Origin of the sequence: Rhodosalinus sediminis, assembly GCF_003385555.1 — a bacterium.
GTDB classification, from domain to species: domain Bacteria; phylum Pseudomonadota; class Alphaproteobacteria; order Rhodobacterales; family Rhodobacteraceae; genus Rhodosalinus; species Rhodosalinus sediminis.
This window is the reverse complement of sequence record NZ_QOHR01000022.1, coordinates 1-22,440: the sequence shown is the minus strand read 5'-3', so window position 1 is coordinate 22,440 and position 22,440 is coordinate 1. Positions and strand designations below refer to the sequence as shown.

Here is a 22,440-nt window from a genome sequence, read left to right as displayed (position 1 = left end):
TCGTGTTTCCGACAGGGTAGAGGAAGGGCGGAGCCGGCCCCGATTCAAGGGGTCAGAGACGCGGGAGGCAGGCGTGCGCGAGGCGCCGAAACGCAAGCTGGGGCTCGCCCTCGGATCGGGGGGCGCGCGGGGCTGGGCGCATATCGGCGCGCTGCGCGCGCTCGACGAGATCGGCGTGACGCCGGACGTCGTCGCCGGGTGCTCCATGGGCGCGGTCGTCGGCGCGGCCTGGGCGGCCGGAAAGCTCGACGCGCTGGAGGCGTTCGCGCGCGGCATGACGCGCGCGGCCTTCCTGCGCCACTTCGATCTGCGGCTGACCGGCGGCGGGCTGGTGCAGGGCCGGGCGATCATGCAGGCGCTCGAGCGGATGGGCCTGCCGGACCGCTTCGAGCGGCTCGACCGCCCCTTCATCGCGGTGGCCACCGACATGAGCACCGGCCACGAGGTCTGGCTGCAGGAGGGCTCGCTCCTCGACGCGGTGCGGGGTTCCATCGCGATCCCCGGCTTCTTCGCCCCGCATCACGTGGACGGGCGCTGGCTGCTGGACGGCGGCGTGATCAATCCGGTGCCGGCCTCGGCCTGCCGCGCGCTCGGCGCCGACGTGACCATCGCGATCAACCCCAACAGTCACGCGAACGGGCGTATCTGGTCGCCCGACACCGGCGAGGAGAGCGTCTTCGACCGGCTGGGCGAGACGGGGCTGATCGAGCAACTGCCGCCCGCCCTGCGCGAGCTCTGGCGCGGGCAGGATCCGAAACCGGAGCCGCCCAACTACTTCGAGGTGGTCTCGGCTGCGATCGACATTCTTTCGGAATACGTGCGCAAGACGCGCGCGGCGGGCGATCCGCCCCATTTCGCGCTGGAGCTCGACCTGCGCCACATCACCTTCATCGAAATGTTCCGCGCCGAGGAAGCGATCGCCGCGGGGCGCGACGCGGTGATGCAGAACGCCGACGCGATCCGGCAGCTGCGCGACGGCGCCTGACGCCGGGCAGGCGCGCCGCCACGGGCGGCGCGCCCTCGGGCCTCAGCGGCTCTGGCAGGTGTTCATGCCGAAGATCGAGTAGGCCGGGCAGGTCGCGAAGATCCCGGTCAGGAGCGGCACGATGCCGATCAGGTAAAGCCAGCTCCAGGAGCCGCCGGGGTTGAGAAAAAAGGCCGCGATCAACGCGAGGCCCACGACGATGCGCAGCACGCGGTCGATGGTGCCGACGTTCTTGGTGAACATGCTTTCCTCCATTACGGATCGGCCACGGGGGCCTTGGCGCATGTATGCGGGATTCGGAATGCGCGCGCCTTGACCTGACGCAAATGCGGCTCAGCCGTGGCCGCGGCGCTCGAAGCGCGGCAGCATGGCCGAGAAGTCCCGCCCGGCGCCGTCCTCGCGCTCCACGAACGCTTCGTAGAGCCGCATCGCGGCCGCGCCCATGGGCGTGTCGGCGTCCGCCGCCTCCGCCGCCTGCATGGCGAGGCGCAGGTCCTTCAGCATCAGGTCGGCGGCGAAGCCGGGCGTGTAGTCGTTGTCCGCCGGAGAGGTCGGCCCCACCCCCGGCGCCGGGCAGTAGGTGTTCATCGACCAGCTGGAGCCCGAAGAGGTGGAGACCACGTCGAACATCGCCTGACGGTCGAGCCCGAGCTTGTCGGCGAGCGCGAAGGCCTCGCAGGTGACGACCATCGTCGCGCCGAGGATCATGTTGTTGCAGATCTTCGCCGCCTGCCCGTTGCCCGAGGGGCCGCAGTGCACGGCCTTCCGGCCCATCACGTCGAAAAGCGAGCGGGCTTTTTCGAAGCCTGCCGCGTCGCCGCCCACCATGAAGGTGAGCGTGCCGGCCTCGGCCCCGCCGACGCCGCCCGAGACCGGCGCGTCGAGCGCCGAGAGGCCCGCGGCCCGCGCCTCTTCGGCGACCGCGCGGGCGCTCTCCACGTCCACCGTCGAGCAGTCGAGGAACACGGCGCCCGGCGCCATGGCGGGCACGATCTCGGCCGCGACCTGTCGCAGGATATCGCCGTTGGGCAGCATGGTGACGACGACCTCCGCGCCGCGGGCGGCCTCGGCCGCGCTCGCCGCGGGCGTCACGCCGTCGACCGAGACCCCGGCGGTGTCGTAGCCCGTCACGGCATGGCCCGCCGTCGCGAGGTTCGCCGCCATCGGCGCGCCCATGTTGCCGAGCCCGATGAAACCGATCTTCATGGCTGTGCCTCCTCCTCCCCGAAATCGAGCGCCGCCTCCTCCAGCGGCGCGAGCATCCGCGCGACGTCCTCCTGCGCCAGCCCGCCGAGGGCGTGGCGCCAGCGCGGGGTCTTGTCCTTGTCGATGATCGCCGCGCGGATCCCTTCGAGGAAGTCGCCGTGCGCCATCGACCGATAGGTGAACCGGTACTCCTGCGCGAGCGCGTCGCGGATCGTGCCGCCGGGGCGCAGCCGGCGCAGCATCTCGAGCGTGCAGCCCATGGAAAGCGGCGCGTTGCGCTCGACGGCTTCCAGCGCGTCGCGGGCGAGCTCGCTTTCCGCCGCGCGCAGCGCCGCGACGATCGCGTCGAGCGTCCCGCCCGCGAAGAGCGCGTCGATCTCCGCCTGCCGCGCGGCGAGGCCGCTCTCGGGCGGCGCCTCGGCCACGGCCTCGATCGCGCTCACGTCCCCGGTCAGGCAGAGCTCGGCCTTCAGCGCCTGCCAGCCGTCCCCCGGCACGAAGCGGTCGGCGAAGCCTGCGTGGATCGCGTCGCCCGCCCGCATGCGCGCCCCGGTCAGGCCGAGGTGCTCGCCCAACCGCCCGGGCGCGCGCGACAAGAGGAGCGAGCCGCCCACGTCCGGGACGAGCCCGATGCCGCACTCGGGCATGGCGATCTTCGCGTTCTCGTCCACGATCCGGTGGCTGCCGTGGCAGCCGACCCCGACGCCGCCGCCCATGGTGAAACCGTGCAGGAAGCTCACCACCGGCTTCGCGAACTCCGCCAGCCGCGCGTTCATCCGGTATTCGTCGGCCCAGAAGCGGCGGCCGTAGTCGTAATCGCCCTCGGTCCCGGTGCGGTACATCTCCGCGATGTCGCCGCCCGCGCAGAAGGCGCGCTCGCCCGCGCCGTCGATCAGCACCAGCGCCACGGCGTCGTCCGCCGCCCAGTCCCGCAGCGCCGCGTCGATCGCGCGGCACATCTCCCAGGTGAGCGCGTTGAGCGCCCCGGGCCGGCTCAGCGTGATGCGCCCCGCGCGGCCCTCCCGGCGGATCAGGGTGTCGTCGGTCACCCGCGCGCCTCCAGCATCTGCCGCGCGACGATCAGGCGCATGATCTCGTTCGTCCCCTCGAGGATCTGGTGCACGCGCAGGTCGCGCACGATCTTCTCGATGCCGTAGTCGGCGAGATAGCCGTAGCCGCCGTGAAGCTGCAGGCACTCGTTCGCCACCTCGAAGGCCGCGTCGGTGACGTAGAGCTTCGCCATGGCGCAGAACTTCGTGGCGTCGGGCGCCTTCTCGTCCAGCTTCCACGCCGCTTGCCGCAGGAAGGTGCGCGCCGACTGGAGTTTCACCTCCATCTCGGCGAGCTTGAACTGCAGCGCCTGGAAGCGGTCGAGCGTCTGGCCGAAGGCGGTGCGCTCGCCCGTGTAGGCGAGCGCCGCGTCGAGCGCCGCCTGCGCGCCGCCGAGCGCGGAGGCCGCGATGTTCAGCCGCCCGCCGTCGAGCCCGGCCATGGCGTAGGAAAAGCCGCGGCCCTCCTCGCCCATCAGGTTCTCGTGCGGCACGAGACAGTCGTCGAACTGCACCTGCGCCGTGGGCTGCGCGCGCCAGCCCATCTTCTCCTCGAGCCCGCCGAAGGAAAGCCCCGGCGTGCCGTCCTCCACGATCACGGTCGAGATGCCCTTCGGCCCCTCGGCGCCGGTCCGGCACATCACCACGTAGGCGTCCGAATAGGAGCCGCCCGAGATGAAGGCCTTGGTGCCGTTGAGGACGTAGCCCTCGTTCGTCTTCTCCGCGCGGGTCTTGAGCGCCGCGGCGTCCGAGCCCGAGGCGGGCTCGGTCAGGCAGTAGGAAAAGACCTTCTCCATCGAACAGAGCGCGGGCAGCCAGCGCGCCTTCGTCTCCTCCGAGCCGTAGGTGTCGATCATGCCGCCGCACATGTTGTGGATCGACAGGAAGGAGCCCACCGACGGACACGCCATCGCCAGCGCCTCGAAGACGAGCGCGGCGTCGAGCCGACCGAGGCCGGAGCCGCCGTGCTCTTCGCTCACGTAGATCCCCGCGAGCCCCAGCTCGGCCACCCTCGGCCAGAGCTCGCGCGGGATCGTGCCCGCGCGTTCCCAGGCTTGCGCGTGGGGCGCGATGTGCTCCTGCCCGAAGGCGTGGGCCATGTCGAAGATGGCCCGCTGCTCCTCGCTCAAGGCGAAATCCATGCGCTGTCCTCCTCCTCCTCTGCGCGGGCGTAGTCCGGCATTCTTGCAGGACTTTTGCAAGGCGCAAGATCGGCGCCGTCCGCCCGGTCAGACGGGCGGCGCCGGCGCCCGGTCGGCGCCGCGCCGCGTTCCGGGCCCGCGAATTTTCGTACGAAAATTCGCGGTTAGTCCGCCCCTGTCCCGCGAAAACTTTTCGGACGAAAAGTTTTCGGTCAGTCCATCGCCTTGAAGTGGAACTCGCCGCCTTCCTTCAGCCCCGAGGGCCAGCGCGCGGTCACCGTCTTGGTGCGCGTGTAGAAGCGGAAGGCGTCGGGCCCGTGCTGGTTCAGGTCGCCGAAGGCCGATTTCTTCCAGCCGCCGAAGGTGTGATAGGCGAGCGGCACCGGGATCGGGACGTTGATGCCCACCATGCCGATGTTGACCCGGTTGGCGAAGTCGCGCGCGGCGTCGCCGTCGCGGGTGAAGATCGCCGTGCCGTTGCCCATCTCGTGATCCATGGCGAGGCCGAGCGCCTCATCGTAGCTCGCCGCGCGGACGGTGGAGAGGACGGGACCGAAGATCTCCTCGCGGTAGATGTCCATCTCGGGCGTGACCCGGTCGAAGAGATGCGGGCCGACGAAGAAGCCGCTCTCGTAGCCCTGAAGCTCGAAGTCGCGCCCGTCCACGACGAGCTCCGCGCCCTGCTCGACGCCCTTGTTCACGAGGCCGAGGATCTTGTCCTTCGCCTGCGCGGTGACGACGGGGCCGTAGTCCACGTCGCCCCCGGAGGTGTAGGGGCCGACCTTCAGCTTCTCGATGCGCGGCACGAGTTTCTCGATCAGCCGGTCGGCGGTCTCCTCGCCGACCGGCACCGCGACCGAGATCGCCATGCAGCGCTCGCCCGCCGCGCCGTAGCCCGCGCCCACCAGCGCGTCGGCGGCCTGATCCATGTCGGCGTCGGGCATCACGATCATGTGGTTCTTGGCGCCGCCAAAGCACTGCACGCGCTTGCCGTTCGCGCAGCCGCGCGCATAGATGTATTCCGCGATCGGCGTGGAGCCCACGAAGCCCACCGCCGCGATGCCGGGATGATCGAGGATCGCGTCGACGGACTCCTTGTCGCCGTTGACGACCTGAAGGATGCCGTCGGGCAGCCCCGCCTCCTGCATCAGCTCGGCGAGCATCAGCGGCACCGAGGGGTCGCGCTCCGACGGCTTGAGGATGAAGGCGTTGCCGCAGGCGATCGCCGGCGCGAACTTCCACATCGGGATCATCGCGGGGAAGTTGAAGGGGGTGATCCCGGCGGCCACGCCCAGCGGCTGGCGCATCGAGTAGAGGTCGATGCCGGGGCCCGCGTCGTTGGTGTACTCGCCCTTCAGCAGGTGCGGCGCGCCGATGCAGAACTCGACCACCTCGAGGCCGCGCTGCACGTCGCCCTTCGCGTCGGGCAGCGTCTTGCCGTGCTCGCGGCTCAGCGCCTCCGCGAGCTTGTCCATGTCGCGGTTGAGGAGCCGCACGAACTCCATCATCACGCGCGCCCGGCGCTGCGGGTTCGTCGCGGCCCAGGCGGGCTGCGCGGCGGCGGCGCTTTCCACCGCGGCGCCGAGCTCCTCGGCGGTGGCGAGCGGCACGCGCGCCTGCACCTCGCCCGTCGCGGGGTTGTAGACCTCGCCGTATCGGCCCGAGCGGCCCGCCACGCGCTTGCCGTCGATCCAGTGCGTCAGTTCCTCGGTCATTTCGTCCCTCCGTCCTCCGGTTCGGCGCGACCATAGCGGCGGGTGGCGCGACGCGACAGGGGGTCGCGCGCGAAACCGCCGCGGTCGCGCCGCGGCTTGACAGGACGGGGGCGAGCGCGGACGCTGACCTTAGGGAAGAGGCCAGCGACGGGAGGCGCGGCATGCAGGTCAAGCAGATACTCAAGCTCAAGGGCGACGCGGGCGTGGTCACCGTCGCGCCCGGCGCGACCCTCGCGGAGGCGGCGGCGCTGCTCGCCGAGCGGCGCATCGGCTCGGTCGTGGTCTCCGCCGACGGCGCGCGGCCCGAGGGGATCCTGTCCGAGCGCGACATCGTGCGCGAGCTCGCGCAGCAGGGCGAGGGCTGCCTGCGCCGCCCGGTCGCGGAGGTGATGACCCGCGACGTGAAGACCTGCGCGCGCGCCGATCCGGCCGATCACGTCCTCGCCAGGATGACGGAGGGGCGGTTCCGCCACATGCCCGTGCTGGAGGGCGGCGCGATGGTCGGCCTCGTCACCATCGGCGACGTGGTGAAAGCGCGGCTCACCGAACTTTCGATGGAGAAGGACGCGCTGGAGAGCATGATCATGGGCCATTGACCCCTTGCAATCCCGGCCCCGCTGCGGTTGCCTCCGCGGCGAACCGGGGCAGGGAGGCAAGGCAGATGCGCGTCGGGCTCTATCCGGGCACGTTCGACCCGATCACCTATGGCCACGTCGACATCATCCGGCGGGCCGCGATGCTGGTGGACCGGCTCGTGATCGGGGTGGCGATCAATCGCGACAAGGGGCCGCTCTTCGATCTCGAGACGCGCGTCGCCATGATCGAGGCCGAATGCGTCGCGCTGTCGGAGGAGACGGGCACCGAGATCGTCGCCCATCCCTTCGAGAACCTGCTGATCGACTGCGCCCACGACGTCGGCGCGACGCTCATCATCCGCGGCCTGCGCGCGGTGAGCGACTTCGAATACGAGTTCCAGATGGTCGGCATGAACCGCGCGCTCGACGCCTCGGTCGAGACGGTGTTCCTGATGGCCGAGGCGCGCCATCAGGCGATCGCCTCCAAGCTCGTCAAGGAGATCGCGCGCCTCGGCGGCGACGTGACGAAGTTCGTGCCGCCGGCGGTGGAGGAGGCGCTGCGCGCCCGCTTCAGCGGCTGAGCGAGCGGGCAGGGGGGCTATCCGCCCCCCTCTGCCGCGTGCCGCGGCATTCACCCCCCGAGAGTATTTGGGCCAAGATGATGGGGCGCGGTGGGAGGCGCGCGGCTCAGCGCCAGAAGGCCATCCACTCCACCAGCGCGAAGAGCTTGCGCATCGCGAAGATGAGCGCGCGCCCCTGCCACCAGATCTGATCCGCTGCCACGAGGGCGAGGATGGCGAGGCCGAGCCAGATCGCGATGCGCGTGGTCATGGCGCGGGCCGGCTCACTGCGCGAGCTGGCCCATCACCGCGGCCACGTCGGCCATGCGCGCCGAGAAGCCCCATTCGTTGTCGTACCAGGCGAGCACGCGCACCGTGCGGCCGCCGACGACCCGCGTCTGGTCGGGCGCGAAGATCGAGGAGGGCGTGGTGTGGTTGAAATCGACCGAGACCTTGGGCTCCGGGTCGTAGGAGAGCACCGCGCCGAGGTGGCCGGCGGCGGCCTCGCGCACCACCTCGTTGACGTCCTCCGCGGTCACGTCGCGCGCCGCCTCGAAGGTGAGATCCACCGCCGAGACGTTGGGCGTGGGCACCCGCATCGCAGAGCCGTCGAGCCGGCCCTTGAGCTCGGGCAGCACCTCGCCGATCGCCCTGGCCGCGCCGGTCGAGGTCGGGATCATCGCCATCGCCGCGGCGCGCGCGCGGTAGAGATCCTTGTGCCGGCGGTCGAGCGTCGGCTGGTCGCCCGTGTAGCTGTGCACCGTGGTCATGATGCCGCGCTCGATCCCGATGGCGTCGTGCAGCACCTTGGCCAGCGGCGCGAGGCAGTTCGTCGTGCAGGAGCCGTTGGAGATCATCCGCTCCTCGGCGAGGAGCTCGCGGTGGTTGACGCCGAAGACGACCGTGCGGTCCACGTTCTTCGCGGGCGCCGAGATCAGCACCTTCTTCGCGCCGCGCTCGAGGTGGACGCCGGCCGTGGCGCCGTCGTTGAACTGCCCGGTGCATTCGAGGACGACGTCCACGCCCTCCCAGTCGAGCTCCGCGGGCTCGTAGGTCGAAAAGACCTGCATCGGCCCGCGCCCGATGTCCATCGTGTCGCCCGAGACGGTGACCTCGCCGCCGAAGCGGCCGTGCACGCTGTCGTAGCGCAGGAGATGCGCGTTCGTGTCGATCGGGCCGGTGGCGTTGAGCTTGACCACCTGCACGTCGTTGCGCGCCGCTTCCGCGATATGCGCGAGGGTGCAGCGGCCGATGCGGCCGAATCCGTTGATTCCGAGCGTGACGGTCATGGGCGGTCTCCTGCGCTGCGCTTGGGCGTCCGTATAGTCGCGCGGCGGGCGGCGGGCAAAGGCAATACGCGTTTCGTGGCGGTATGTTAGCGATAAAGTCCTGTTAGCGTTAACCCTGCCGGGCCGCGCGTGACAGGCGGGGTCAGGCGGGTTTCGATGGAGGAGAGGGCGTGCCGACGCGCCGATCCGCGCGCCCCGGCTGCCGCGGCGGGACATGGCGCGCTCGGCCCGGGCGGGATCGCCCGGGCGTCCGAGTCCGCCGAGCGGCGGGTGCTTCCTTGTCATGGAAGCCGATGACGCTGAGCGCCGCACCCCGCGGCGGCCCCGTCGCGCCGTCGCCGCCGGGGCGCGGCCAAGGCGCTTGCAAGCGCCTTGGCCAAGGGCCTTGCAAGGCCCTTGCGCGCGCTCAGAGAAGCGCGCGCACGCGTTCGGCGACCGTCGCGGCGGTGATGCCGAACTTGTCGAAGAGCACCTCGGCCGGCGCGGAGGCGCCGAAGCTCTCCATGCCGACGAAATCCGCCTTCGCCTCGCGCCCGCGCTCGCCGAGAAGCCAGCGGTCCCAGCCGGCGCGCACGCCTGCCTCGACGCCGACGCGCACCGCGCCGCCCGGCAGCACGCGCCGGCGGTAGGCCGCGTCCTGATCGGCGAAGAGCTCCATGCAGGGCATCGAGACGACGCGCGTGCCGATCCCCTCGGCCTCGAGCTCGGCCTTGGCGGCCATCGCCACGTGCACCTCGGAGCCGGTGGCGATCAGGATCGCCTGCCGCTTGCCCTCTGCCTCGGCGAGGACGTAGGCGCCGCGCCGCACGAGGTTCTGCGCGCTGTGTTTCGCGCGCACCGCCGGCACGCCCTGCCGGGTCAGCGCGAGCACCGAGGGCGTGGCCTCCTGCGTGAGCGCGATTTCCCAGGCCTCGGCGGTCTCCACGAGGTCGGCGGGCCGGAAGAGCAGGGTGTTCGGCGTCGCCCGGTGGATCGCCAGATGCTCGACCGGCTGGTGGGTCGGCCCGTCCTCGCCGAGGCCGATGGAGTCATGCGTCATCACGTAGACCACCGGCTGCTTCATCAGCGCCGAGAGCCGGATCGCAGGCCGCGCGTAATCGGTGAAGACCATGAAGGTTCCGCCATACGGCCGCACGCCCCCATGCAGCGCCATGCCGTTCATCGCCGCGGCCATGGCGTGCTCGCGGATGCCGTAGTGCAGGTAGCGGCCCGCGCGATCCTCGGCGGTGAAGACGCCGAGATCGCCCGCGCGCGTGTTGTTCGAGCCGGTCAGGTCGGCCGAGCCGCCGAAGGTCTCGGGCGTGACCTGGTTCACCGCGGCGAGCACCGCCTCGGAGGCCTTGCGCGTCGCCATCTTGGCGGGCGCCTCGACGGCGGCCTTCTTCAGCTTGCGGATCGCCGAGGTCAGCTGGCGTGGCGCCGCGCCGGCGATGCGGCGGTCGAACTCCGCGCGCTTGCCCTTGCCGAGCGTCTCGAGCCGCGCGGCCCAGGCCTCGCGCTCGGCCGCGCCGCGGCGGCCGACCTCCTCCCACCAGGTCTTGACGTCGGCGGGGATCTCGAAGGGGCCGTACTCCCAGCCGTAGGCGGCCTTGGCGTCGGCGACGACCTGCGGGTCGGTCAGCGCGCCGTGGCCCTTGGCGGTGTCCTGCGCCGCCGATCCGAGGGCGATATGCGTCTTGCAGGCGATGAGCGAGGGCAGGGGGCTGTCCTTCGCGGCGCGGATCGCGGCGTCGATCGCCTCGGGGTCGTGGCCGTCCACCGTCTGCACATGCCAGCCGGAGGCGGCGAAGCGCGCGACCTGGTCGGTGCGGTCGGCCATCGAGACGGGGCCGTCGATGGTGATGCCGTTGTCGTCGAAGAACACCACGAGCTTCGAGAGCTTCAGATGCCCGGCGAGCGTCAGCGCCTCCTGGCTCACGCCCTCCATCAGGCAGCCGTCGCCGGCCATGACCCAGGTGTGGTGATCGACGATCTTGCGCCCGAAGCGCGCGCGCAGCGCCTCCTCGGCGATGGCGAAGCCCACCGAGTTGGCGAGCCCCTGGCCGAGCGGGCCGGTCGTCGTCTCGATGCCTTGGGCGAGGAAGTTCTCCGGGTGGCCGGCGGTCTTCGCGCCCCACTGGCGGAAGTTGCGGATCTCGTCGAGCGTGATCTCGGGCGAGCCGGTGAGATAGAGAAGCGCGTAGAGCAGCATCGAGCCGTGCCCGGCCGACAGGATGAACCGGTCGCGGTCGGGCCAGTCGGGCGCCGTGGCGTCGAACTTCATGTGCCGCGAGACGAGCACCGTGGCCACGTCGGCCATGCCCATCGGCATGCCGGAATGGCCGGAGTTGGCGGCGGCGACGGCGTCGAGCGTGAGCGCGCGGATGGCGGCGGCGCGGCGCCAGTGATCGGGATGGGCGGACCGGAGGGCAGCGATGTCCACGGAAGATACCTCGGTTGAAGGGGGAGCCGGGCCCTCTCTAGCAGCGCCGGGCGCGAGATCAAGCGCAGCGCCCGGACGCTTGAGCGTCGACGGGCGACAATCTAGAGACGCGTCGGGTACCATGGCGACCAGCCGCCCGCGGCGCGATTCGCGCGCACCGGCCCCGCGGCGCGGAAAGGGAGGGCGAGACCGATGTCCGAGATCGACGAGCTCGAAGCCCGCGTCTCCGCCGCGCTGGCCCGGATCGGGCAGGCGGTGGAGACGCTCGGCGCGCAGGCCGCGACGCCGCCCGCGGCCGACCCGGAGGAGGTCGCGACGCTGCGCGCCGAGCTCGCGGCGGAGCGCGAGGCCCGGGCGCGTCTCGAGGAGACGGTGCAGGCGGACCGCACGCGGCTCGCCGCGCTGCAGCAGGACGGCGACGCGCAGCGCGCGGCCTTCGCGGAGCTCGACGCGTCGCTGCAGCGCCTGCGCCGCGCCGCGCAGCAGCTGCGCGAGACCAACGACGCCCTGCGCGCGGCCAACGCCCGCGGGCTGGGCGACGCGGCGACGATCGACGCGGGACTCCGGGCCGAGCTCGAGGCGCTGCGCGCGGAGCGCGAGGCCGAGACGGCCGAGGTGCGCGCGATCCTCGCGGTGCTCGGCCCGCTTGCGGAAGAGGCGCTGGCCGCCCCGCCCGAGGCGGCGAGCGCGGAGCAGGAGGCGGGATGATGCCCAACGTGGAAATCGAGATCGGGGAGCGTGTCTTCGAGGTCGCCTGCCAGGAGGGGGAGGAGCAGTACCTCCGCACCGCCGCGCAGATGCTCGACGCGGAGGCGGCGCGGCTCGTGCAGCAGATCGGCCGCCTGCCCGAGGCGCGCATGCTGCTCATGGCCGGGCTGATGCTCGCCGACCGCACCGCGGGGGTGGAGGATCAGCTGCGCGAGGCGCAGGAGCGGATCGCGGCGCAGGAGGCGCGGATCGCCGAGCTCGAGGCGCGGCCCGCCGCGGCCCCGCCGCAGGCGACGGCGGCGCTGAGCGCGCTGGCGGAGCGGGCCGAAGGGCTCGCCGCCGAGGCGGAGGCGCGCACGGCGGACGCCGCCACGGCGCGGGGCGACCGCTCCGCGGGGTAGGTCGCCCGCGCACGGCGGCATCGCGGGACAACGCGCGACTTCCCCGGGATGCCACGGCACGCGGAGGCCCGTGATATCGCGCGCCGGGCTGCAGCCCCGCGGTCGTCCGTCAGGCCGGCGCCGCCGCAGGCGCCGAAATCCGAAGCGTGACGAGCTCCGGAAAGAGCCGCAACAGCGCGGTGCGCCCGACGCGCGACGGCGCGGACGTGGCGAGATCGTCGAGGGTGGCGCCGCGGACCGGGCACCCGTTGACGCGGATCGTCGTCGGCCGGTCGAAAATGGCGTGGACGAAGAGCATGTCGCCCCCGACGACGGGCGCGATCCCCGGCCGCCCGAGGAGCGCGCGGGCCGGGACCGGCGGCCCGTCCGCGTCCGGCTGGATCGGCTGCTCGGGCGAAACCGTCACCTCGGCCGACGGCACCCCGGGGCCGAGCGCGCCGCGCCGCAGCCGGATCGGCGCCTCAGCGGTCGTCCGCGCGCGCAGGCGTCGCCGGCCGACCCACCGGACCAACGCCCCGTCGGCGAAGCGGAGGCCCGGGCGCAGGGACCCGAGGGGACGCGATCCCGCCGGGCCGTCGATGCGGGGCTGCGCGGGCGGTGGCCCGGCCGCGCCGGCGGGGATGGGCAGGACGATCGGCATTCGGCTCCATCTCTTTCCTGACGCGGGCGCAGCCCCTGCGCGTCCTTATCAAGGGGCCGCGACGGCCCGAGGCACGCGGTCCCGGTCGGCGCCGGTGCTCCGGGCGCCGCCGTTACAGGGCGATCAGCCGGGCCTCGTGCTTTTTCAGCACCCGGCGGGCCGCCTCGAAGCCGCTGCCCACGGTGCCCTCGGTCGCGAGTTCCGGGAACAGCTCGAGGATTTCCGAGCGCTGCGCCTCGCCGATGCCCTGCAGGCTATAATCCCCGGGCTGGAAGCTTTCGGTCCATGCGCCGTTGGAGAGCACGACCTCATGACGCTCGCACATGATGTGGACGTAGGTCGCCCCGAGCCGCGTGACCTGATCGATCCCGGGCAGGCCGGTCAGGTGCTTCGCCGCCACGAGCACCTCGCTCTCGTCGAAATAGAGCGGCATGTGCGCATTGCCGATGAGCACCCGGTGGTTGGGGCTGACCATCAGGTCCTGCTCGGGCAGGCCGTTGCCGAGCGCCCCGGCCCGGATCAGGATCGGCCGCAGATGCGGCGCCCGTGCGAGCGCATGCGGCGTGAGCGTCTTCGACCCGGTCCAGGCGAGCTCCTGGATGCCGTTGTCGCGGGTGATCACCCGGTCGCCGGGCGCGAGCTCCTCCACCAGCCGCGCGCCCTGCGGCGTGGCGATGAGGCTGCCGGGGGTGAAGCAGATGTGGAATTCCTCGATGTTGGTATATGTCGCGGTTCCGGTGACGTGGTCCTCGTTGTCGAGGAACTCCACCCGTCCGTCGTAGCCGTTACCATCGCTGTCTTTTTCTTCTTTGATCAGGCGGAACCGGCCACTGCCACGCAGATCCAGCTTGTCGAAATCGTGGCCCCCGGCGCCGCCATGGATCTCGTCGCCCGGCGTCGCGCCGAGGATGGTGTCCTGGTCGGCGCCGCCCTTGATCGTGTCGGCGCCCTCGCCGCCGGTGAGCTCGTCGCGACCGTGCCCGCCCTTCAGCGTGTCGTGACCGTCACCGCCGGTGAGCGTGTCGTCGCCGCTCCCGCCGAAAAGCTTGTCGTCACCGTCTCCGCCGGCGAGTTCATCGTCGCCGGACCATCCGACGAGCTTGTCGTCACCGGCCCCGCCAGTGAGCGTATCGTCGCCGCTTCCTCCGAAAAGCGTGTCGTCACCGGCCCCGCCAGTGAGCTCGTCGTCGCCGCGGCCGCCGACGAGCCAATCGTGCCCCGCGCCGCCCGACAGGGTGTCATCGCCATCCTGTCCCTTGAGGAGGTCGTTGCCGTCTCCCCCGTCGAGGCTGTCGGCACCGTCTCCGCCTTTCAGGATATCGTGCCCCGCGCCGCCCGACAGGGTGTCATGGCCCTCACCGCCGTAGAGCTTGTCGTTGCCGCCCTGGCCGTGCAGCGCGTCATTGCCGTGGCCGCCGAACAGCGTGTCGTCGCCCGGGTGGCCGGGGTCGGGCAGCGGGGCGCTGTAGTCCGTGTGCGCGTTGTCGAGCGTGGCGCCGGAGGTGCCGAGGTCGATCTCGACCACCACGTCGTCGAAGTCCGGTTCTTCGCCGTAACCCTCGAGGCCTTTCAGATCCTCGAAGCCAAGGCGCACAGGGGTATCGTCCCCGCCGCTCACAAGTCTGGTGTGAAGCTTGCCGTCCTCGTTGAGGTCGAGGTTGTCGCCGTAGGCCGAGGAGTAGAAGGTCCCCTGCGGGCTCACGATGCCGACGCCGACCGTCACCCCGGCCGAGGAGGGCGTGTAGGTGAAAGTGTAGTCGATCTTTTCCTTGACGTTGTCCGTCAGATCGAAGCGGTTGAACGTCTCCCCGGTCTCGGGATCGATTTCATAGACGAAAAGGCCGTTATCGAAGCCGGCGTTGCTTTTCGTGACCGTGATGTGGATGGGCCCGGGCGCGACTGCGGCACCGTCGCCCTTGAGCACGTCGTCGCCCGCGCCGCCGTCGATGCAGTCGTCGCCCGCGCCGCCCTCGACGGTGTCGTCGCCAGCGCCGGCGTAGATCGTGTCGTCGCCCGCGAAGCCGAGGACGCTGTCGTCGTCGCGCCCGGCGGCCGGGTCGATCGCGTCGCCGGCGTCGACGCGGTCGCCCTCCGGGTCGTCGTCGTAGTGGGCGTCGATGCGATCGGGGTGGTCGCTGCCCTCGACGATGCCATCGGGCGCGGGGGGCGAGTTGGAATTCTCGCCGCCTTTATTGTTCCCCTTGCCCCCGTGATGGTTCGAGGGGCCCGTATGCTTATGTCCGTCGTCGCTGCTCATCGTCCATCCCCTCCGTATCGGCGGGGCCGTGTCCGTCCGCCCCTCGGGTCGCCGTCGCTCGACCCGTCGTTCCCCTTCGTCGTCGCGTCCGCGTGACCCGGCCCCGCGGCGCAGCATGGCCGACGGTCGCCCCTCGCGCCGGCCACTGCTACGTCTTTCGACATGCACTTCTTGTTACTCCGGCGGCATGGTCGGAAAAAGGAAAAAGATGGCCGAAAATGGACATATCGGGCGTGAGGGCGCCGTCCGTGGCACCGGCGGAGCGCGTGGATTGTTTCCGGGAAGCGCCCGGTATTGGATGGTGACCGGCCCGTTAGCCGCTTGTCGCACCAGTGTTCGCCGCGCCGAGGGGTGGTACTGTCCGCGAATGTGCGACAATACGACTGCGGTGAAATGGGGCCTAACTGAGGCGCGCGCGGTGGCGCGCCCGCGGCCGCTGTTCGTCGCGCTGCATCAATTGACGGCGCGCTGCGGGATTGACGCCGACTCGGCGCGCCCCGTCCGCGCCGGCGGCGAAGGCCGCGATTCGGATGCCGGGGCGCGCGCGCTCGCGCCGGCGTCCCGCTGATTCGGCCTCGAGGAGGGTTCGACGATGGACACTCTCCCGGTTCTCGCGCTCGCCGGTTTCGGCAGCCTCGCGGCCGGCGCCATGACGGCCGTCGGCGCGCTGCCGGTGCTCGTCGGGCGCATCCCGTCGCGGGGGATGCGCGATCTCTCGCTCGGCTTCGCGGCGGGCGTGATGCTCGCGGCCTCCTTCTTCTCGCTCATCGTCCCCGCGCTCGAGGCGGCCGGGGCGGACCTTGCGGGCGACGCGGCGCCGGCGGCGATCGTGAGCGTGGCCATCCTGCTCGGCATGGGCGCCATCGCGCTTCTGAACGAGCGCCTGCCCCACGAGCATTTCCGCTCCGGCCGGGAAGGGCCGGAGGCGACGGCGCTGCGCCGGGTCTGGCTCTTCGTCATCGCGATCACGATTCACAACGTGCCGGAGGAGCTGGCGGTCGGCGTCGGCTTCGCCGCCGAGGGCGTCGCGGGCGGGGCGCCGCTGGCGCTCGGCATCGGCCTGCAGAATGCGCCCGAGGGGCTGGCGGTGGCCGTGGCGCTGCTCGGCGAGGGGTATCCGAAGCGCCGCGCCTGGGCGGTCGCGGCGCTCACCGGCCTCGTGGAGCCGCTCGGCGGGCTGATCGGCGCGGGCGTGATCGCGGTGTCCGAGCCGCTGCTGCCCTGGGGGCTCGCCTTCGCCGCGGGGGCGATGCTCTACGTGATCAGCCACGAGATCATCCCCGAGACGCACCGGTGCGGACACCAGCAGAAGGCGACGGCGGGGCTCGCCGTCGGGCTGGTGCTGATGCTCTTCCTCGACGTCTGGCTCGGGTGAGCGCGGGCGCTCGGCCGGGGTCTGGCTCGGGTGAGCGTCGGCGCTCAGCCGGGGTCTGGCGGGCCGTCGGCCGCGCCGCACCGCACGTGCGGCCGCGCGGCCGGTGCGGCGAGGCGGCCGCGTCCCAGCAGCGCCGGCCCCGCGATCCTCTCGAAGGGACCAAGCGGGCCGGCAGAGGCACGCCGCGCGCGCTGTCCGCGCTCAGGCGCGGCGGCGCCGGCGGCGGCCGCCCTCCGCGCCACCGCCGCCGGTGTTGAAGGCGACGCGGGGCAGGGGGGCGACCGCCGCGAGCTCGGGGAAGGGGTCGACTGCGTGGGGGATCGCGTTGGCGGCGACGAAGTGCTCCTGGAAGCGGGGCTCGATCGCCGTCTCGACCTTGACGATCTCGCGCACGCGCCGCTCGATCTCGGCCCGCGCGGCCCGGTTGAGGAGCGCGATGCGCGCGCCCGTCCCGGCGGCGTTGCCCGCGCTCGTCACCTTGTCGAGGGGCACGTCGGGGATCATGCCGAGCACCATCGCGTGCCGGGGCGAGATATGCGCGCCGAAGGCTCCGGCGAGCACCACGCGGTCCACCCGGTCCACGCCGCGCTGATCCATCAGGAGCCGCGCGCCCGCGTAGAGCGCCGACTTGGCGAGCTGGATGGCGCGGATGTCGCCCTGCGTGACCATGATGCGCGGCCCGCCCTCGGCGCTCGCGTCGTGGAGGACGTAGGCCTGCGTGCGCCCGTCGCTCACGCAGCGCGGCGAGCCGGTCTGCGCGGCCGAGCCGATCAGCCCGCTTTCGTCCATCAGCCCCGCCATGCGCAGCTCGGCCACCGCCTCGATGATGCCGGAGCCGCAGATGCCGGTGACGCCGCCGGGGCCGACCGCCTCCGCGAAGCCCGGCTCGTCGGACCAGAGATCGCAGCCGATCACGCGCACGCGGGGCTCCTTCGTCTCGGGGTCGATGCGCACCGCCTCGATCGCGCCGGGCGCGGCGCGCTGGCCCGCGGCGATCTGCGCGCCCTCGAAGGCGGGGCCGGTCGGCGAGGAACAGGCGAGCACGCGGGAGGTGTCGCCGAGCAGGATCTCGGCGTTGGTGCCCACGTCCACTATGAGCGTCAACTCCTCCGCGCGCCACGGCTCCTCCGAGAGGGCGACCGCGGCGGCGTCGGCGCCCACGTGCCCCGCGATGCAGGGCAGGACGTAGGCCCGTGCGCGCGGGTTGATCGCGCCGAGCCCGAGGTCGCGCGCCTCGAGCTCGAGACTGTCTGAGGTGGCGAGCGCGAAGGGCGCCTGCCCGAGTTCCACCGGATCGACGCCGAGCAGCAGGTGATGCATCACCGGGTTGCAGACGAAGACCGTCTCGACGATCAGCGCGGGGTCGATCCCGGCCTCCCCGGCGATGGCGGTGGCGAGGGTGTCGATCGCCTCGCGCACCGTGGCCGTCATCTCCGCCGCGCCGCCCGGGTTCATCATGGCGTAGCTCACCCGGCTCATCAGGTCCTCGCCGAAGCGGATCTGCGGGTTCATGATGCCGGAGGAGGCCTTCACCTCGCCGGTGTCGAGATCGGTGAGATGCGCCGCCACCGTCGTCGAGCCGAGATCGACGGCGAGCCCGTAGAGCCCGCCCTCGTGCAGCCCCGGCCAGATCTCGAGGAGGCGCGGCGTCGCGCCCGAATGCGGGCTGTGCACGGCGACGGTCGCCTGCCAGCCGCCCTTGCGCAGCGCGGGCTGGAGTTTCGCCAGAAGCGAGACGTCGCAGGTGATCTCGGGGATGTCCCACTGCGCGGCGAGGGCGGCGGCCACCCGCTGCAGATCGCCGGCGGGCTCGTGCATGTCGGGCTCGGCCACCTCGATCAGGTGGAGGCGCGTCGCCGGGTCCATCTCGATCGCGCGCAGGGTCGCCGACTTGCGCACCACCTGCCGGTGGACCTGGCTCTCGGGGGGGACGTCGATCACCACGTCGCCCATGACCCGCGCCTGACAGCCGAGGCGCCGGCCGGGCTTCAGCCCGCGCTTGGCGTCATACCGCGCCTCGACGGCGTTCCACTCCGAGAGCGCGTCCGGGGCCGCGGTAACGCCGTGCTTGGAGAAGGTGCCGTAGGCGGGCGCCACCTGGCATTTGGAGCAGATGCCGCGCCCGCCGCAGACCGAGTCGAGATCCACGCCGAGCCGCCGCGCGGCGTCGAGGACGGGCGTGCCGGCCGGCACGCGCCCGCGCTTGCCCGAGGGCGTGAAGACGACGAGGGGGTCCTGGGTCATGGGCGCGCTGTCCTGTCTCCGGTCGCTCGCGGTCAAATTACCGCGCGCCGCCGCCGCGGCCCGCTCAGCCGCGGCATGCGGGCGCATGCGAGCGTCATCCGGGCGCCCTCGGCGCGGCGGGCAAGGCGTTTGCAAACGCCTTGCAAGGCGCTTCGAAGCGCCTTGCGCTCACCGCGCGCCGCGGGCGTGAAAGATGAAGCCGAGCACGTTCAGCAGGAGTTGCGCGGCGAGGATGGAGGTGACCTGCCCGGCGTCGTGATCCGGCGCGACCTCCACCAGATCGATACCCGCGATCTCGTGCTCGCGCGCCACGATCTGCAGCATCTCCAGCACCTCGTAATAGTGAAAGCCGCCGTGGCTCGGCGTGCCGGTGCCGGGCGCGATCGAGGGGCAGAAGCCGTCGATGTCGATCGTTAGATAGACCCTTGCGCCCGCCGGCACCCGCGCGGCGACGCCCGCGGGCCCGAGCGCCCGGGCCTGGCGCACCGAGAGGATGTCCGAGCCCATCGCGCGCGCCGCCGCGTAGCCCTCCCGCGCGGTCGAGCTCACGTTGCGGATGCCCACCTGCGTCAGCCCGGAGACATGCGGCTGCTCGGCGGCGCGGCGCATCGGGTTGCCGTGCCCGTGGCGCACGCCGTGGCGCTCGTCCACGAAATCCAGATGCGCGTCGATCTGCAGCACGTGGACCGGCGCGCGCCCGGCGAAGGCGCGGATCGCCGGGATGGTCACCGAGTGGTCGCCCCCGATCACCACCGGCAGCGCGCCCGCGTCGAGGAGCGCGCGCACGCCGGTCTCGATGTTGGCGTGGCTCGCCTCGGTGTCGGTGTGCACGATGTCGGCGTCGCCCGCGTCCACGATCCGCACCGCGGGCGGCAGATAGGTCACGTCGTCCTCGTGATCGTAGGCGCCGGCGTGGCCGAAGCTGAAGAGGGTCGAGGCCTCGCGCACCGCGCGCGGGCCGAAGCGCGCGCCGGGGCGGAACTGCGTGCCGCCGTCGAAGGGCGCGCCGAGGATCGCCGCATCGGCCTCGATCGCCGCCCAGTCGGTGACCACGGGGCGCTTGCCGAAGCTCGCAATCCCCGTGAAGGGCAGATCGAGCCGCCCCGTCTCGTAGCCGTGTCCCGCCATGCGCCCCTCCCTCGCCGTGCCGTGAGCCTGCCCCGCCGGGGCCCGCGCGTCCAGAGGCCTTGCGCCGGGCGGTGCGCCGGCGACGCCGCGGCGCGGCTGCTCCGCCGGGGTTCTCGCGGCCAGAGGCCCTGCGCCGGGTGGCGCGCCGACGCCGCCGCCGCGCGGCTGCCCTGCCTGCGCACGCGCGTCCATAGACCGCTTCGCCCGCGCCGCCCGGGCCGGTGCGTCCCGCGCGGCGGTGGTCGCGCAGCCGGGCGGGGCGATGAGCGCCTGTCCAATCGGCCGGGCACGGGCCGTGCCGGCGCTTGGCCGGGCGGGGCGGTGCGCCCCTGTCCATGCATCGAGGCCCTCGCGGCGCTGTCATGGGCTGTCCGCGCGCAATGGGCCACTGTCCATGCAAAAAGGCTCTCGCCGCGCTGTCATGGGCTGTCGACGCGCGATGCGCACTTGCGCCGGGCCTTGCCCTGCCTGCCCGTCAGGCCCCGCGCACCACAGGGCGCCGCGCGGCCGGCAGCCCCGGCAGGCCAGGGTCGCGCGCCGCCCCGACGCAGAGACGCGGGCCCCAAGGGCGTCCCCTGCGCTTGCCCCGCCGCCGCGCGACGCGCCGGCGGTACCGCCCTGCGCACCCGCGCCGCCCGGGGCGGGCGTCGGGGCTTCCCATTCCCCCGTATCCGTGCAACAGGGACGCGCCAAACGATCATCCGCGGGAGCTTAGCGATGGAGATTCGGGAGGCGCTGACCTTCGACGACGTGCTGCTGGTGCCGGGCGCCTCCGAGGTGCTGCCGAGCGACGCCGACACGCGGACCCGGGTGACGAAGGCGATCTCGCTCAACATCCCGCTCCTGAGCTCGGCGATGGACACGGTGACCGAGAGCGACATGGCGATCACCATGGCGCAGGCCGGCGGCCTCGGGGTCATCCACCGCAACCTCGACGTCGAGGAGCAGGCCCGCGCCGTGCGCCGGGTCAAGCGCTTCGAGAGCGGCATCGTCTACAACCCGATCACGCTCAGCCCCGACCAGACGCTCGCAGACGCCAAGGCGCTGCAGGCGCGCTACCGCGTCACCGGCTTTCCGGTGGTCGACGCGGCGGGTCACGTCATGGGGATCGTCACCAACCGCGACATGCGCTTCGCCACCGACGACGCCACGCCGGTGCGGGTGATGATGACCTCCGAGAACCTCGCCATCCTGCAGGAGCCTGCCGACCGCGAGGAGGCCAAGAGCCTGATGAAGGCGCGGCGCATCGAGAAGCTCCTCGTCACCGACGCCGACGGCCGCCTGACGGGGCTTCTCACGCTGAAGGACACTGAACAGGCCGTGCTCAACCCGACGGCCTGCAAGGACGACCTCGGCCGACTCAGGTGCGCCGCGGCGACGACGGTGGGCGACGCCGGCTTCGAACGCTCCGAGGCGCTGATCGACGCGGGCTGCGACCTGATCGTGATCGACACCGCCCACGGCCACGCCGCCGCGGTGAGCGAGGCGGTCGAGCGCATCAAGCGCCTCTCGAACGCCGTGCAGGTCGTCGCGGGCAACGTCGCCACGGCCGAGGCGACGCGCGCGCTGATCGACGCGGGCGCGGACGCGGTGAAGGTCGGCATCGGCCCGGGCTCGATCTGCACGACGCGGGTGGTGGCCGGCGTCGGCATGCCGCAGCTCACCGCGCTCATGGACTGCGCGGCGGAGGCGGGCGACGTGCCGGTGATCGCCGACGGCGGCATCAAGTTCTCCGGCGATCTCGCCAAGGCGATCGCCGCGGGCGCCTCCTGCGCGATGGTGGGCTCGATGCTCGCCGGCACGGACGAGAGCCCGGGCGAGGTGGTCCTCTACCAGGGCCGCAGCTTCAAGACCTACCGCGGGATGGGCAGCCTCGGCGCCATGGCGCGCGGCTCGGCGGATCGCTACTTCCAGAAGGACGCGGCCTCCGACAAGCTCGTGCCCGAGGGCGTCGAAGGGCAGGTGCCCTACAAGGGCCCGGCCGGCGCGGTGATCCACCAGCTCGTCGGCGGCCTGCGCGCCGCGATGGGCTACACGGGCACCCCCACCGTGGACGCGATGCGCGGCGGCTGCCGCTTCGTGCGCATCTCCGGCGCCGGGCTCAAGGAGAGCCACGTTCATGACGTGCAGATCACGCGCGAGTCTCCGAATTATCGTATGGGATAATCAAGGACTTAGAAGGAAATTCTGCATCAGTTGCAGGTTGGAATAGGGCAAGGACAGGACAGGACATACCCAGAACAGGACAGCATTTACTGAAGCAAACTGATGTAGAGTCCGGGCATCCATCGAGCGTGTCGGCTGGCCGCGATCAGGGGCGCGGCGTCTCGGAGCGGAGATCGTCTCGCGGGGCCATCGACGCGCTGGGCGCGACAGGCTCCCGATGCCTCTCCCGGACCAACCCGCACCGCATCAGCGCTTGCGCTCTGTCCTGAAGCCCGGTCGGCGCCGGGCGCTTTTCGCGCCCCCTCAGTCGCTCCTTCCTTCAGCTTTGACGGCCAACCCCCGGCCCGGGCTCCGGACCGGGGGCTTTGCTCAGACTGCGCGGCAGAGCGCTGCGAGGTCGTGGAGCCGCGCGATGTTCCAGCGGATCGCCGCGTCGAGGTCCGGTCGCGGTGGAAATCCTGCTGGCAACACCACGTCGTCGCGTCCTTGCGCCGCGTCGAGGCACTCTGCGAGCGCCTCGAGTTTCGCAGCCAGCGTTATTGGCTGAGCCGGCGTTTGTGAACCGGCATGGAAAAAGG

21 protein-coding genes are annotated in these 22,440 nt (G+C 72.1%); 8 read left to right on the top strand and 13 right to left on the bottom strand.

What is annotated here, in order from left to right; genetic code table 11:
• Nucleotides 1-73: 73 nt before the first annotated feature.
• Nucleotides 74-985 carry a patatin-like phospholipase family protein gene (locus tag DRV84_RS12745; RefSeq protein ID WP_158547808.1) on the top strand — a complete coding sequence of 304 codons (912 nt, stop codon included), beginning with the start codon at nt 74-76 and terminating at the stop codon, nt 983-985.
• 42 nt (nt 986-1,027) lie between these two features.
• Here DRV84_RS12745 and DRV84_RS12740 read toward each other — a convergent pair whose 3' ends face one another.
• From DRV84_RS12740 to DRV84_RS12720, 5 genes are all read right to left on the bottom strand, one after another.
• On the bottom strand, nt 1,028-1,228 hold the full coding sequence (locus DRV84_RS12740; protein WP_115981349.1) for a YgaP family membrane protein: 201 nt from the start codon (nt 1,226-1,228) through the stop codon (nt 1,028-1,030).
• A gap of 90 nt (nt 1,229-1,318) precedes the next feature.
• Nucleotides 1,319-2,191, bottom strand: a complete 873-nt coding sequence (mmsB, locus tag DRV84_RS12735) for a 3-hydroxyisobutyrate dehydrogenase (protein WP_115981303.1) — start codon at nt 2,189-2,191, stop codon at nt 1,319-1,321.
• The gene (locus tag DRV84_RS12730; protein ID WP_115981301.1) at nt 2,188-3,240 is read right to left on the bottom strand and encodes an enoyl-CoA hydratase/isomerase family protein; all 1,053 of its coding nucleotides are present in this window, start codon (nt 3,238-3,240) and stop codon (nt 2,188-2,190) included. The genes mmsB and DRV84_RS12730 overlap by 4 nt, the downstream gene beginning before the upstream one ends.
• Entirely contained in the window at nt 3,237-4,382 is a 1,146-nt protein-coding gene (locus DRV84_RS12725; RefSeq protein ID WP_115981299.1) for an acyl-CoA dehydrogenase family protein, read from the bottom strand. The genes DRV84_RS12730 and DRV84_RS12725 overlap by 4 nt, the downstream gene beginning before the upstream one ends.
• Nucleotides 4,383-4,594: 212 nt before the next feature.
• Nucleotides 4,595-6,097 carry a CoA-acylating methylmalonate-semialdehyde dehydrogenase gene (locus DRV84_RS12720; protein WP_115981297.1) on the bottom strand — a complete coding sequence of 501 codons (1,503 nt, stop codon included), beginning with the start codon at nt 6,095-6,097 and terminating at the stop codon, nt 4,595-4,597.
• A 161-nt stretch (nt 6,098-6,258) separates the two neighbouring features.
• On the opposite strand from DRV84_RS12720, the gene DRV84_RS12715 reads away from it, so the two are divergent.
• Nucleotides 6,259-6,693, top strand: coding sequence for a CBS domain-containing protein (locus DRV84_RS12715; protein ID WP_115981295.1), 435 nt, complete (start codon nt 6,259-6,261; stop codon nt 6,691-6,693).
• 65 nt (nt 6,694-6,758) lie between these two features.
• The gene (gene coaD / locus DRV84_RS12710; protein WP_115981293.1) at nt 6,759-7,253 is read left to right on the top strand and encodes a pantetheine-phosphate adenylyltransferase; all 495 of its coding nucleotides are present in this window, start codon (nt 6,759-6,761) and stop codon (nt 7,251-7,253) included.
• Between the two features lie 106 nt (nt 7,254-7,359).
• Here coaD and DRV84_RS15790 read toward each other — a convergent pair whose 3' ends face one another.
• From DRV84_RS15790 to tkt, 3 genes are all read right to left on the bottom strand, one after another.
• Nucleotides 7,360-7,503 carry a hypothetical protein gene (locus DRV84_RS15790; protein WP_192881423.1) on the bottom strand — a complete coding sequence of 48 codons (144 nt, stop codon included), beginning with the start codon at nt 7,501-7,503 and terminating at the stop codon, nt 7,360-7,362.
• A gap of 13 nt (nt 7,504-7,516) precedes the next feature.
• Nucleotides 7,517-8,521, bottom strand: a complete 1,005-nt coding sequence (gene gap / locus DRV84_RS12705; RefSeq protein WP_115981291.1) for a type I glyceraldehyde-3-phosphate dehydrogenase — start codon at nt 8,519-8,521, stop codon at nt 7,517-7,519.
• Between the two features lie 406 nt (nt 8,522-8,927).
• Entirely contained in the window at nt 8,928-10,943 is a 2,016-nt protein-coding gene (gene tkt / locus DRV84_RS12700; RefSeq protein ID WP_115981289.1) for a transketolase, read from the bottom strand.
• A gap of 192 nt (nt 10,944-11,135) precedes the next feature.
• On the opposite strand from tkt, the gene DRV84_RS12695 reads away from it, so the two are divergent.
• A complete protein-coding gene (locus DRV84_RS12695) occupies nt 11,136-11,651 on the top strand; it encodes a hypothetical protein (RefSeq protein WP_115981286.1) in 516 nt (171 codons plus the stop codon).
• A complete protein-coding gene (locus DRV84_RS12690; RefSeq protein ID WP_115981347.1) occupies nt 11,651-12,052 on the top strand; it encodes a cell division protein ZapA in 402 nt (133 codons plus the stop codon). Before DRV84_RS12695 ends, DRV84_RS12690 begins: the two co-directional genes overlap by 1 nt.
• Before the next feature lie 109 nt (nt 12,053-12,161).
• On the opposite strand, the gene DRV84_RS12685 is transcribed toward DRV84_RS12690, so the two are convergent.
• Together DRV84_RS12685 and DRV84_RS12680 are read right to left on the bottom strand one after the other, a co-directional pair.
• Complete coding sequence (locus DRV84_RS12685; RefSeq protein ID WP_115981284.1) at nt 12,162-12,692, bottom strand: Hint domain-containing protein; 531 nt, start codon at nt 12,690-12,692, stop codon at nt 12,162-12,164.
• 112 nt (nt 12,693-12,804) lie between these two features.
• Nucleotides 12,805-14,949: a Hint domain-containing protein gene (locus DRV84_RS12680; RefSeq protein WP_115981282.1), complete on the bottom strand. Its 2,145-nt coding sequence runs from the start codon at nt 14,947-14,949 to the stop codon at nt 12,805-12,807.
• Between the two features lie 367 nt (nt 14,950-15,316).
• On the opposite strand from DRV84_RS12680, the gene DRV84_RS15650 reads away from it, so the two are divergent.
• On the top strand, nt 15,317-15,517 hold the full coding sequence (locus tag DRV84_RS15650; protein ID WP_158547807.1) for a hypothetical protein: 201 nt from the start codon (nt 15,317-15,319) through the stop codon (nt 15,515-15,517).
• A gap of 24 nt (nt 15,518-15,541) precedes the next feature.
• On the top strand, nt 15,542-16,324 hold the full coding sequence (locus tag DRV84_RS12675; protein ID WP_115981280.1) for a ZIP family metal transporter: 783 nt from the start codon (nt 15,542-15,544) through the stop codon (nt 16,322-16,324).
• Nucleotides 16,325-16,525: 201 nt separating this feature from the next.
• Here the strand turns inward: DRV84_RS12675 and DRV84_RS12670 are convergent, their stop codons facing one another.
• Nucleotides 16,526-18,568: an ASKHA domain-containing protein gene (locus tag DRV84_RS12670; protein WP_115981278.1), complete on the bottom strand. Its 2,043-nt coding sequence runs from the start codon at nt 18,566-18,568 to the stop codon at nt 16,526-16,528.
• Nucleotides 18,569-18,736: 168 nt separating this feature from the next.
• Nucleotides 18,737-19,696 carry an agmatinase gene (gene speB, locus DRV84_RS12665; RefSeq protein WP_115981276.1) on the bottom strand — a complete coding sequence of 320 codons (960 nt, stop codon included), beginning with the start codon at nt 19,694-19,696 and terminating at the stop codon, nt 18,737-18,739.
• 717 nt (nt 19,697-20,413) lie between these two features.
• On the opposite strand from speB, the gene guaB reads away from it, so the two are divergent.
• Nucleotides 20,414-21,862, top strand: a complete 1,449-nt coding sequence (guaB, locus tag DRV84_RS12660) for an IMP dehydrogenase (RefSeq protein ID WP_115981274.1) — start codon at nt 20,414-20,416, stop codon at nt 21,860-21,862.
• 369 nt (nt 21,863-22,231) lie between these two features.
• Here the strand turns inward: guaB and DRV84_RS15885 are convergent.
• Nucleotides 22,232-22,440: hypothetical protein (locus DRV84_RS15885; RefSeq protein ID WP_205026738.1), on the bottom strand; the 209-nt coding region annotated here is incomplete at its 5' end.